Source organism: Devosia sp., assembly GCF_034675085.1.
Lineage (GTDB): Bacteria > Pseudomonadota > Alphaproteobacteria > Rhizobiales > Devosiaceae > Devosia.
The window spans coordinates 1-12255 of sequence record NZ_JAUCDN010000074.1; the positions used below are offsets into that span (position 1 = coordinate 1).

Here is a 12255-nt window from a genome sequence, read left to right on the forward strand (position 1 = left end):
CGGGATAGAGCGGCATGGTCTTGAACTGGCTGTCGCCCGGCCGGTTGCCCCAATAAGCTGGCACACGCACCGCATCGATGCGCGGCAGCGCCTGATGCAGGAAGGCGGCGCGATAGGTGCGTGCATAGGTCGTGGAAGCTTCGAGCAGTTCCAGCATGCCACGATGCAGAAAATCGAGATCGGGCAGGTCGGCATCGGCACGGTGGGCAAGATCGCCCGCATCCCACGGCCAGAACATATGCTGCTCGCGGTAGCGGAAGAAGGCCCAGTTCAGATGCCCGCCATCCCAGCGCGGCTCGATGGGCGGCAGGTATTGGGCCAGGCGCTCTTCCGTATAAGGTGCCGAAAAGATCGGCAGGCCATCGGTGAGCAGCATGGAAGCCAGACCGGGATGGCGGAGCGCCAGTTCCAGGCAAACGCTAGCGCCGGTGTGGCGCCCGTAAAGCGCGGCCTGGCCGATGCCAATGGCACGCATCCCTGCCGCGATGAGGTCGGCCAGGCGCTCGATGGTGATCTCACCATCCGCTGGGGCCTGCGACAGGCCGAAGCCCGGCAGGTCGAAGGCGAAGGTGGTGAATTCGCGACCCCAGACGGCCTGCAACGGCGCCATGACCTTGGCCGAGCAAGGGCTGGCATGCAGCATCACCACCGCAGGCCCCTCGCCCCGGCGGGTATAGTGCAGGCGGCATCCCTCCACCGTGACGAAGCCCTTGCGGATGGGAGGAATGCCATCGCCCTGCGGCGCCGATGCCGGCATCTGTTTCTCCTCTGAGATCGCGCTCATCAACAAAGCGATCCATAAACTGTTGACAGTTTACATCACACAGCGGAGACTGTGTCCAGCATTGAGTTCGGAGGCCGGATATATGGGAAGGCGCCGGCCCGCCGTTACAAGGAGAATTTAGCGTGACCACACCCGCCGCACGGCTCAAGTCGATCCTGGCTCGCCGCGAAGCCGTGCTTTTGCCTGGCACGCCGAATGCCCTTTTCGCCAATGTCATCGAGGGGTTGGGGTATGAGTGCGCCTATATCACGGGAGCGGGCGTCACCAATATGTATCTGGGGGCTCCCGATGTCGGCCTGATCACCATGAGCGAAATGGTGCAGCATATCGCCGTCATCGCCGAGTCTGTCGACATCCCGTTGCTGGTGGATGGCGATACGGGCTTCGGCAATCCGGTGAATACCTATCGGACGGTGCGCGCCTATGAGCGCGCGGGTGCCGCCGGGATCCAGATCGAGGATCAGGATTTCCCCAAGAAATGCGGCCATTTCTCGGGCAAGGCGGTCATTCCCGCCGACGAGATGGTGCAGAAGATCAAGGCGGCGGTGGATTCGCGGCGAGACGGAGACTTCCAGGTCATCGCGCGCACCGATGCCATTGCGGTGAACGGCATCGAGGATGCCCTTGAGCGTGCACATCGTTACATCGAAGCCGGCGCCGACGTCACTTTCGTGGAGGCCCCCGACAATCTCGAGGATATCGCCCGCATCGCGCACGAATTGCCCGTGCCGCAAATCTTCAACTACGTCTTCGGCGGCAAGAGCCCCCCGGTCGAGCACGAGACGCTGAAATCCATGGGATATGGCGCGGGGCTGTTCGCCAATGCCGCGTTGCAGGCCGCGCTGCTATCGGTGCATGACGTGTTGGGTGAGTTGCAGCGCACCGGCTCGCTCGAGGGGGTGAGGGCCGCGCTGGCCAGCTTCGAGATGCGGCAGAGCACGGTACGCAAGCCCCGTTTCGACGCCATGGAGAAGCGGTACACCTGATCCGCGAGCACACCACAGCAGGAGAATAGCCATGTTCGATCTCGTCGTCTCCGGCGGCCTGGTGGCCCTGCCCGGTCAGCAGCCAGCGCCGCTGGACATTGCGGTGCGGCAGGGCCGCGTCGCCGCCATTCTCGAACCCGGCGAGACGGTGGAAGCCACCCAACGCATCGATGCCGCTGGACGCCTGGTAATGCCGGGCGCGCTGGACGTACATGTCCATCTCGGCCATGGCAGCGACATTTCCTTTCCGCACGAAGCATCGGACGCCGCCAGCGAAAGCGCCGCGGCCGCCAGCGGCGGCGTCACCACCATCATCCCCTATATCCTGTCCGCGCAGGAGCATTCGGAAATCTTCGAGACCATCCGCGCGGTGACGGAGGCCGGCAGTCATGTCGATTTCGGCTACCACCTCATCATCTCGACCGAGGAGCAGCTGGCGCAAATTCCGCGCTATATCACCGATTACGGCATCCCCAGCTTCAAGATCTTCATGAACAATCGCGGCGGCGAGGGAAAGCGCCTCGGCCTGCCCGATATCGACGACGCCTTTCTCTTCCGCCTGGCCCAGGCCTGCGCCGAGCATGGTGGCCTGCTCTGCCCGCATCCGGAAAATATCGAGGTCGTGCACTATCTGCGCGACAGGGTGATGGCCGGGGACCCCGAGGGCAGAAACGGCCTGGCATCGTGGAATGCCAGCCGGCCGCCTTTCGTGGAGGCCGATGCCATTCAGCGCGCGGCCCGGCTCTGCCAGGCGGCCGGTGCGCCCATTTATGTCGTCCACACCTCGTCGGGCGAGGCGCTGGATGCAGCCATGGCCGCCCGCCGGCAGGGCGCATCCATCACCATAGAAACCTGCCCGCATTACCTGACCCATGACGTCACCTGGGAACGCGGCGCCGTCGGCAAGATCAACCCGCCGCTGCGCGAACCCGCCGACCGCGAAGCGCTCTGGCGGGGCATCGCCTCGGGCGCCATCGACACCGTCGCCTCCGACCATGTGCACCGCACCCTGGCCGGCAAGGAAGGCGGCATCTGGAAGGCCTCTCCGGGCTGTCCCGGCCTGGAAACGCTGCTGCCCGTCATGCTCTCGGAAGGCCATCACCGCCGTGGCGTCGCCATCGAGCGGATCGTGGCGCTGCTCTGCGAGAACCCGGCGCGGGCCATGGGTCTTTGGGGCCGGAAGGGCGCCATCGCGCCCGGCTTCGATGCCGATCTCGTGCTGGTCGATCTTGACGCGGAATATCGGCTCGATGCCCAGCATGTGCGCAGCGATGCCGGCTACAGCATCTATCAGGACATGCCACTGAAAGGCCGCGTCACCAACACGCTGGTGCGCGGCGTCGAGGTCTATCGCGACGGCGAAATGCTTGGCCGCACAGTCGGCCACGGACGCTATCTGCGCCGAACCCTTCAGCACTAGAGGCCCTGCATGGTCATCGATCCTTCCGACAAAGCCGCGGCCCTGGCCGCCCGCCTGCCCGGGCTGCCCATGGTCGGTGACGTCTTGGAGCTTTACGCAACCGACGTCTTCTACCAGGCCCCGCACAAGCCTATCGCCGTGTTCCGCCCCGCCAGCGAGGACGATGTGCAAAGGCTGGTTCGCGAAGCCGGGGCATCAGGCGTGGGGCTTTACAGTCGCGGAGGCGGCCTGTCCTACAGTGCCGGCTACCTGCCGGCCCGACCGGACTGCGCCCTGGTCGACCTCTCGGGGCTCGACCGAATCCTCGAATTGAACGTCCAGGACCGTTATGTGACCGTCGAGGCCGGCGTCACCTGGTCCGCCCTGCGCGACGCGCTGCGCCCTCATGGCCTGACGACGCCGTTCTGGGGCACGTTTTCAGGCCGCAACGCCACTGTGGGCGCCTCGGTCTCGCAGGGGGCGAAATTCTTCGGTTCCGCCTCGCGTGGCACTTCCGCCGAATCCGTGCTCGGCCTGCGGGTAGTGACGGGCACGGGTGAGCTAATCCAGACCGGGTCGGCCGCCGATGCGAACAGTGTGCCGTTCTTTCGCAATTACGGGCCCGATCTGACCGGCCTGTTCCTGGGGGATTGCGGTGCCTTCGGCATCAAGACAGCGGTGACGCTGCAATTGATCCCCATGGCCAAGGGCGAAGCCTTCGTCTCATTCTCCTTCGACGATCCAGCCGCCCAGATGGGCGCCATGGCGCAGATCGGCGCCGAATTGCTGGCCTCGGAATGTCTGGGCATGGACCCGTTTTCCGCCCAGTCACGCATGCAGAGCGAGGGATTGCTGGCCGATCTCAAGACCATGGGCCAGATCGTCAGGGGCGCTTCCAGCCTCTCGTCGGGCTTGCGCGACGCCACCCTGATCGCCCTGCATGGCCGGCGCTTCGCCCGCAAGGTTGGCTATCTGATGAACACCATCGTGGAGGGGAGCGAGCAGCGCGAAGCCGAGCGGCGCGCCCGGCGGGTCCGTGCCATCGCCAGAGCGGCGGGCGGGCGCGAAATCCCCGCCTCCATCCCGCGCGTCATGCGCGCCGTGCCCTTTCCGCCCATGTCGGGCCTTCTCACCCCCTCGGGCAAACGCATGGCCTGGCTGCATACGGTCGTGCCCAATTCGCGCGGCGGGGAATGCTTCACCCGCACCGAAGCAGTGTTCCAGCGCGACGCCGAGGCGCTCAAGGCGCTGGGTATCTCGCATGGCTATCTGCTGTCCACACACGGCCCTTCGGGAGTGGGTGTCGAAACGCTGATCCGCTGGTCGGATGCGCCCTTGCCCATTCACCTGCATTTCATGAGCGAAGCGCAGCGCGCGGCCCTCAAGCCCCGTGCCGACAATCCCGCGGCGCGCGACAAGCTCAAGGAACTGACCCGGACCATTCTGGCAGAGTGGCGGCAGATGGGCGGCGTGCATATGCAGATCGGCCGGAAATATCCCTATATGGAAACCCGCCAGCCCGCGGTGCGTGAGCTGCTCGGCCAACTCAAGGCCCAGTTCGATCCGGCGGACATCATGAGCCCGCAAAATCTCTTCACGCACGATCCCTGAGGCGTCTCGCGCCTGACCTGCCCCCCTCCCCGCATCGCGCTCTGTCGGCCTTGCGCCGGCACGACGCCGTGGATGGGGAGGGATGAAGAGGGCTCGCTCGCTCGCGCGCGCGCACCCGCATCACCGACAAAAAAAGGGCCGGCGGAAGCCGGCCCAGTCGCACACGTCGGGAGACGATTATTCGAAGGTATAAAGACGCACGATTTCGTCGGGATAGGGCGTGTAGTCGATATCGGCCTTGACGCCATAGACCTGCAGCATCTCGTAGAGCGGCACGATCTGGCGACCGGCATTGCCAACGCGCAGGGCCTCGTGGATCAGGTCCTGCTTCTTGGCCGGGTCGCGCTCGGCGCGGTGCGCCGCCATGATGGTGTCGATTGCCGGATCGGTGTGGTGGCCGGCCGGCGACCCCCCGGTTTCGTAGAGCGTGGTGAGCACCGATTCCGCCGTGAACTGGGACGAGCCATAGGCGAAGAAATACATCGGGCTCAGCTTGTTCTGCACCCAGTTGGGGAAGAAAGCAGTGAACTCCATGGGGTTGAGCTGAACCTTGAGGCCGGCCTCGGTCAGGTAGCTGGCGATGGCCTGGGCCACCTCATTGGCCATGGGGTAGTTGTTGTTGGGATAGTCGATCATGAACGGCGTGCCGTCATAGCCCGACTCCGCGATGAGCTGCTTGGCGCGCTCGGGATCGAATTGCGGGGTCGGGATGGTGGCGTCGTAGCCGATATTGGAGGGCGGCACGATGACGCCGGTCGCCTTTCCCGTGCCACGCAGCAGGCGGTCGGCGATGGCGACGCGATCGATGCCGATATCCACCGCTTCGCGGATTTTGGCATTATCGAAGGGCGTGCGGGTGGGGTCGAGCTCAAGGAAGGTCACGCGGTAGCCCGGCGCGGTTTCAACGCGGAGTTCGGGGCTGCCCCGGAGCATGTCCATCAGGCTGGGCGGCAGGCTCGGGCTCAGGTCGATCTCGCCCGAAAGCAGGGCATTGGCGCGCGCCGCATCGGACGGAATGGGGTGGAACGTGCCCTTCTTGATGGCCGGCTCGCCGCCCCAATAGTCGGGGAAGGCTTCCAGCACCATGCGGTCATCCTTGACCCATTCGGTCAGCCGATAGGGGCCGGAGCCGACCGGCTTGGTGGCAAAGCCCGTGTCGCCCGCCGCCTCATAATAGGCCCTGGACATGATGTAGAGATATTTCGACTGGCGGGCGAAGCTGGCATGGGGCTGGGACAGGGTGAACCTGACCGTCAGGTCGTCGAGCGCCTCCACCTTCTGGACCAGGCGCATGAAGGTGCGCACCGGCGAGGTGGTGTCGGCCAGCACATGTTCGGCGCTGAACACGACGTCGGCCGCAGTCATCACCGAGCCGTCATGGAATTTCACGTTCGGACGCAGCTTGAAGGTCCACTCCGTCTGGTCCTCGCTGGTCGACCAGCTTTCCGCCAGTTGCGGAATCACCTCACCCTCACGGCCAAGCTCGGTCAGCGCGTTGAAGACGTTCAGGCGGAACTTGAGACCGATCGGCGAGGTGTCCTTGCTCGGATCGAGCGTCGGAATGTCGCCGGACAGCGCAATGGTCAGCTCTTCGGGGGCCGCCAGGGTGGCGGAGGTAAGCGCAAACAAAGATGTCGCGCCGATCAGAGCAGCAGCGGCAACGCCCTGGACCTTTCTGAAATATGACATTGGTACTCCCTTCCAATTTGCAGGGCCTGCGGGGTGATATGTCACCCGGACGGCAGCGCTCCCTCACCCGCGAGCTATGCATGCCTCCTGACAACTGTCAACAGTTTACCATTTAGATTCACGCTGCCCTGCCGCGTCGATAGGCGTTGATCGCGGCCATGAACAGGTCGAGGCGCCGCTGCGGCGGGCAACATGGCCCTGCCCGGCCGCATGGTCGCACCGATAATAAGGCAAATCTTTGCAGGCGCTTGTGCCGGTCGGGACCGTTCTAACCCGCGAACTTGCCGGCGGGCACGCCGGCGACCGGCACCTCAATTGCAAACAGGCCGCCCGAAAAGGGGGCTTCGGCAAGCACGCGCGAGGGCAGGCGCACCCGGGCGGTGGTGATATAGAGCGTCTTGAGATCTTCGCCGCCGAAGGCGACACTGGTGGGACGAGGCACCGGCACGCGAATTTCGCGGTCGATGCTGCCATCGGGCGCATAGCGGCGGACACACCAGCCATCCCAGATGGCGCACCAGACAAAGCCTTCGCTATCGACGGCCAGCCCATCCGGGCGGCCGCTGGCGGCGGGAACTTCGGCAAAGATCCGGCGATTGGCGACGGCCCCCTCACCGATGTCGAAGTCATAGGCGTAGATGCGGCCGGGCGCGGAATCGACAAAGTAGAAAGTGCGGTCATCGGGGCTCCAGTCGAGCCCGTTGGCTACCGAAAAGCCCGTATCGGCGCGGCGCCAGGTGAGGTCGGGATTGACCACATAGAGCGAGCCGGCCGGCTTGGTGGCATCGAGCGGCATGGTGCCGGCCCAAAGCCGGCCGCGCCGGTCGCAGCGGCCGTCATTGAAGCGGTTATCGCCGATATCGGCTTCCGGATTGACCAGCGGCGACAGGGCTCCCGTCTCGAAATCGAAAGCGGACACGCCATTCTGCGCCAGAGCGATGAACCCGTTGCCCTGGCGGGGCAGCAGCGCGCTGACCAGGCCCGGCATGACGACCTCGCGATTGTCGCCGGTTGCAGGATCGAAGCGATGCACGGATGGGGCCAGGATATCGACCCAATAGAGGCGTTTTTCCTCGGGCGCCCAGAGTGGCCCTTCGGCAAGATGGGCGCCCCAGGGCAGGACGCAGTGCAGGCCGGGATCGGCGACGAGGTCGGTGCGCACATAGGAATTGATGTTCATGGGCGCGGCGCCGACATTGCCCGAAACCTGCCGTCCGGCGGCCATGAGATCGCGCCCCCAGATATGGACGATATCGGTGCTCATGCGCTCGCCTGGGCCCAGGACGCCGATGGCGGCGATGGCCTTGCCGGTATGATCGAAAATCGGCGCGGCGGCCGAGGATACGCCCGGCACGTGCTCGGAAATCGACACGGCATAGCCACGGGCGCGGGTCAGCGCCAGTTCGGCGACCAGTGCGTCCCGATCGGTAATGGTGCGGTCCGAATAGCAGGTGAGTTGCAGCCGGTCGAGCAGGACGCGCTGCTCATGCGGAGCGGCAAAGGCGAGAAGAACCTTGCCGCCGGCCGTGCAATGCAGTGGCGCGCGGCGGCCGACCTCGATACGGAAGCCGAAGGCGCCCCCCCGGCTGCGGTGGTCGATATAGAGGATTTCATCGCCATCGATGGAGCAGATGGCGACGGTTTCAGACATATCGTCGGCCAGCCGGTCCAGCACCGGAGCGGCAGCGCCGCGCAGGTCGAAGTTTTCCCAGACACGATGAGCCAGCTCGAACAGGCGATGGCCGAGGCGATAGGTGGCGTCGCTTTCCTCGTGGCGCACGAGGCGGAACAGCACGAGGGTATTGAGCATGCGCGCCAGGGTGCCCTGTGCGCAATTGAAGGTCCTTGAAACGGGGCGGCGTCTCGAAATCGCCGATCACTTCGAGCAGGTGCAGGCCCTTGGCCAGCGCCGCGGCTCCGGTGGGAACGTCGCGGTCTTCCAGCCCTGTCGGACCATCTGCGGGTCTTGGCATGGGTCTACCCTGATTAGCCGGCGATCGTCACATGTGTCTCTGCATCGAACAGATAAAGGCGCGAGGGATCAAAGGAAAGGGTGATCGGCTCGGACTGGGGAATAGCCCCGACATCCATGATACGCGCGATGACGGAATCGCCGCGATGATCGTCCTCTCCCCCGCGCGTCGCGGTGATGGCGCCCCTATTTTCCTCAGGCACCTCGATATAGAGATATTTCTCGCTGCCCAGGCTTTCGATGAGGCGCGGCGTGACGGTGAAGCTGACCGGGCCGGGACCAGCCGCGAAATGCTCGGGGCGCAGGCCCACGATGACAGGCTTGCCGGCCAGTTCCGCAATGGGGCGGTCCACGGGGACATCCTGACCGAACAGGCGCAATTGGGGACCGCTGGCGCCCATGGTCACCATAGAGCGCATGAAGTTCATGCCGGGCGAACCGATGAAGCCGGCGACGAACAGGTTGGCCGGATGCTGGAACATGGTGTCGGGATCGGCGATCTGCTGGATCGCGCCGTCGCGCATGATGACGATGCGATCGGCCATGGTCATAGCTTCGATCTGGTCATGGGTCACATAGATGGTGGTGACGCCCAGCCTTTTGTGCAGGGCGCCGATCTCGGCCCGCATATGCACGCGCAGCTTGGCATCGAGATTGCTCAGCGGCTCGTCCATGAGGAAGGCCTGCGGCTCGCGCACGATGGCGCGGCCCAGGGCGACGCGCTGGCGCTGGCCGCCCGACAGCTGTTTGGGCCGCCGGTCGAGCAGATGCTCGACATCGAGGATCCGGGCGGCTTCGCGTACGCGGCGGTCGATCTCGGCGCGGGCCATGCCGCGCATCTTGAGCCCGAAGCCCATATTCTTCGCCACGCTCAGATGCGGATAGAGCGCGTAGTTCTGGAAAACCATGGCCACGTCGCGCTCGCCCGGCGCCACGTCGGTTACTTCGCGGTCCCCGATCAGGATCTGGCCCGAGGTGGCATCGTCCAGCCCGGCGAGAATCTTGAGCATGGTGGATTTGCCGCAGCCCGAAGGGCCGACCAGAACCACGAATTCGCCATCGGCGACATCGAGCGAGAAGCCCTTGAGGACTTCCAGCACGCCGAAGGACTTACGGACATTTTCGATACGGATTCCGGCCATGTTATTTCTCCGCCCCGGCAGTCAGTCCGCTGACCAGGTAGCGTTCGAGGAAAAGATAGATGAGGAGGACGGGGATCGCGACCATGATGGCGGCCGCCGAAATCTCGTTCCAGTCCGAGACATATTCGCCCTTCATGGTGGTGAGCCCCAGATTGGCGGTCCAATTGCCCTGGGCGCTGGTGAGGAAGGTGCGCGCATAGGCATATTCCGACCAGGACAGCACGAAGCCATAGAGGCAGGTTGCCGCCAGGCCCGGCGTGGCCACCGGCAGGATGACGCGGAACAGCGCCCCCAATGGCGAACAGCCATCGACCATGGCCGCCTGTTCCAGCTCGCGTGGAAGGGTGTCGACATAGCCCTTCAGCCTCCAGGTGGTGACAGGCACGATCAGCGTGGCCTGCGCCAGGATGACCGACCAGAGCGAGCCCACCAGCCCCATGGAGCGGAAGATGCCGAACAGGGGGATCACCAGCAATGTCGCCGGCAGCATCTTGGCGGTCAGGATGAAGAGCCCCAGCGATTGCCCGCCGCGCACGCGGAAGCGTGAGAGGCTATAGCCGGCAAAGATCGAGACCGACATGGAGAGCGTCACCGCGCCCAGGGCGGCCAGCGTCGAATTGACCAGCCAGAGCAGGAGGGGCCGATCGGCGAGCACCTTGGCGAAGACCTGCCATTGCGGCACTTCGGGCCAGAAATTGGGCGGAAGAACGCGCAGGTCGATGGGCTTGGACAGGGCCGTGACCACCAGCCAGTAGATGGGAAAGAGCAGGATGGCGCAGGTGAGCACCACGCCGGCATAGAGCAGCACGATGTTGAGGCGGCGTCTGGTCATGATGTTTCCTCAGTAGATGCCGTCGGCCTCACGGCCGATCATCAGCAGGCTGGCCAGCACGCAGAAGATCAGCGTCACCACGCCGACGGCCGAGGCATAGCCCATCTTGAAGAAGCCGAAGGCGTGCTCATAGGTCATGATGGAGAGGGTCTGCGTCGCCTTGAGCGGGCCGCCGCCGGTCATCACGTTGATGATCGAGAAATCTCGGAACACCCAGAGCAGCACCAGCACCATGGTGACGCCGAGCACCGGCATCAGCGAGGGGATGGTGATATGGGTGAAGCGGTTCCAGGCATTGGCGCCATCGACGCGCGCAGCGTTGTAATAATCCTCGGGAATGGATTGCAGGCCCGCCAGGGCCATGATCGACACGAACGGATAGCCCTTCCACACCATGGTGACGACGACGGCGACAAAGGCGGCATTGGGGTCGGAGAACCAGTTGATGGTTTCGTTGATGAGGCCCAGCCGGAAGAACAGCCAGTTCATCAGGCCGAAGGACGAGTCGAAAATCCAGGCGAAGATGACGACGGCGATGATCTCGGGCACTGCCCAGGGCAGCGCCACGAGCAGGCGCGCCACGGTGCGGCCGCGAAAATGATTGTTGACCAGAAGCGCGGTTCCCAGCCCCAGGGCCACGCAGCAGGCAGTGACGATGACGACCATCTTCAGCGTCACCCAGCAGGCCATCCAGAATTCGGCCGAGCCGAGCAGTTGCTGGTAGTTGACGAGGTTGAAGGGGGCGCGCCGGTCGAGCCGGACGATATCGACCTTCTGGAAGGAAATATCGAAGGAGACGATGAGCGGGTAGATGATGATCAGCGCGATCAGCACTACGGCGGGCGCCAGCAGCAAATAGCCCAGCCAGTGCCGGCGGCTCGGCCGCGCCAGGTCGAGAAGAGGAAGGCGGCTCATGGGCGGCGCACTCCGGTATTGCGGGATAGCCGGCCGGATTTTCGTCCGGCCGGCCGTGGATGAAGATTACTGATTCTGCAATTCTTCGGCGCGGGCCTGCATGGTGGCGGCAACGGCGGCAGGATCAAGATCCTCGATGATCATGCGCTGGCTTTCCTCCATCACCATCTTGGCGAACTCATTATACTGAATTTCGAGCCCGGCCGGGATGCGGTCGATGCCTTCGGCCGATGCGGCCTGGGCGCCTTCCACCAGCAGGCCGAATTCCGGGGTCACCGCGGTGGCCTCGGTAATGTCGGCGCGCGGGCTGGGGGCGGGCGAAGCGGCAAGCGTCGCGTAGGTCGACTGGAACTCATCGCTCATGGCGAGCTGGATGAAATCCCAGACCAGCGCCTTGTGCTCGTCGGAAATGTCCTTGGCCATGCCGATGACATTGGACGAGCCGCCCACCGGCGGGCTCAGCGGGTCGGCGACGATCCTGACGTCTTCGGACGCGGCGCCCTTGGCAAGGATCGGCACCAGCCAGGGGCCGTCGAGACCGACCGCGATCTTGCCGTCGGCCAGCAGCTGGCGGGTTTCGCCCGAGGACAGGTCGCGCGGCATCAGCCCTTCGGTGACGATGGTCTTCCAGCGGGTGAGACCCTCGATCACTTCGGGCGTATTGATGGTCACCTGGCCTTCGGCATTGGTCCAGCGGCCGCCGGCATCGAGCACGTAGTTCAGCATTTCGGTGACATACTGGCCGCCACCCACCTTGGTGGGGTGGTGCAGGCCGAACTGATCGATGATGCCGTCGCCGTTGAGGTCCTTGGTGGTCTTGCGCGCCACCTCCAGCAGCTCTTCGTAATTCGTCGGCGCGGCAAGGCCCTCGGCATCGAGGATGGCCTGGTTATAGGCCATGATGTAGCCGAAATAGAGCATCATC

General features: G+C 64.6%; 9 protein-coding genes and 1 pseudogene. 3 read left to right on the forward strand and 7 right to left on the reverse strand.

Features of this window, described 5'->3' with window-relative positions; all coding sequences use genetic code 11:
* The coding region (locus VDP82_RS06730; RefSeq protein ID WP_323014082.1) for an alpha/beta hydrolase at positions 1-757 on the reverse strand (757 nt) is incomplete at its 3' end.
* 149 nt (positions 758-906) lie between these two features.
* On the opposite strand from VDP82_RS06730, the gene VDP82_RS06735 reads away from it, so the two are divergent.
* The 3 genes from VDP82_RS06735 to VDP82_RS06745 are packed head-to-tail and all read left to right on the forward strand — an operon-like array spanning position 907 to position 4780.
* On the forward strand, positions 907-1770 hold the full coding sequence (locus VDP82_RS06735) for an isocitrate lyase/PEP mutase family protein (RefSeq protein WP_323014083.1): 864 nt from the start codon (positions 907-909) through the stop codon (positions 1768-1770).
* 31 nt (positions 1771-1801) lie between these two features.
* Positions 1802-3190, forward strand: a complete 1389-nt coding sequence (locus tag VDP82_RS06740; RefSeq protein ID WP_323014084.1) for a dihydroorotase — start codon at positions 1802-1804, stop codon at positions 3188-3190.
* Between the two features lie 9 nt (positions 3191-3199).
* Entirely contained in the window at positions 3200-4780 is a 1581-nt protein-coding gene (locus VDP82_RS06745) for an FAD-binding oxidoreductase (protein ID WP_323014085.1), read from the forward strand.
* A gap of 177 nt (positions 4781-4957) precedes the next feature.
* On the opposite strand, the gene VDP82_RS06750 is transcribed toward VDP82_RS06745, so the two are convergent.
* The 6 genes and pseudogenes from VDP82_RS06750 to VDP82_RS06775 form a co-directional block, all read right to left on the reverse strand.
* Positions 4958-6469, reverse strand: a complete 1512-nt coding sequence (locus VDP82_RS06750) for an ABC transporter substrate-binding protein (protein WP_323014086.1) — start codon at positions 6467-6469, stop codon at positions 4958-4960.
* Between the two features lie 268 nt (positions 6470-6737).
* Positions 6738-8442: pseudogene (locus tag VDP82_RS06755) on the reverse strand (SMP-30/gluconolactonase/LRE family protein).
* A gap of 13 nt (positions 8443-8455) precedes the next feature.
* Positions 8456-9583 (reverse strand): ABC transporter ATP-binding protein, encoded by a 1128-nt coding sequence (locus VDP82_RS06760; RefSeq protein ID WP_323014087.1) that lies wholly within the window; start codon positions 9581-9583, stop codon positions 8456-8458.
* Between the two features lies 1 nt (position 9584).
* Positions 9585-10415, reverse strand: coding sequence for a carbohydrate ABC transporter permease (locus tag VDP82_RS06765; protein ID WP_323014088.1), 831 nt, complete (start codon positions 10413-10415; stop codon positions 9585-9587).
* Positions 10416-10424: 9 nt separating this feature from the next.
* Complete coding sequence (locus VDP82_RS06770) at positions 10425-11330, reverse strand: sugar ABC transporter permease (protein WP_323014089.1); 906 nt, start codon at positions 11328-11330, stop codon at positions 10425-10427.
* A 66-nt stretch (positions 11331-11396) separates the two neighbouring features.
* The coding region (locus tag VDP82_RS06775) for an extracellular solute-binding protein (protein WP_323014090.1) at positions 11397-12255 on the reverse strand (859 nt) is incomplete at its 5' end.

Coding starts and splice junctions, on each gene's coding strand:
- VDP82_RS06740 (WP_323014084.1), top strand. CDS start 1,802: ATGTTCGATCTCGTCGTCTCCGGCGGCCTGGTGGCCCTGCCCGGTCAG.
- VDP82_RS06745 (WP_323014085.1), top strand. CDS start 3,200: ATGGTCATCGATCCTTCCGACAAAGCCGCGGCCCTGGCCGCCCGCCTG.
- VDP82_RS06750 (WP_323014086.1), bottom strand. CDS start 6,469: ATGTCATATTTCAGAAAGGTCCAGGGCGTTGCCGCTGCTGCTCTGATC.
- VDP82_RS06760 (WP_323014087.1), bottom strand. CDS start 9,583: ATGGCCGGAATCCGTATCGAAAATGTCCGTAAGTCCTTCGGCGTGCTG.
- VDP82_RS06765 (WP_323014088.1), bottom strand. CDS start 10,415: ATGACCAGACGCCGCCTCAACATCGTGCTGCTCTATGCCGGCGTGGTG.
- VDP82_RS06770 (WP_323014089.1), bottom strand. CDS start 11,330: ATGAGCCGCCTTCCTCTTCTCGACCTGGCGCGGCCGAGCCGCCGGCAC.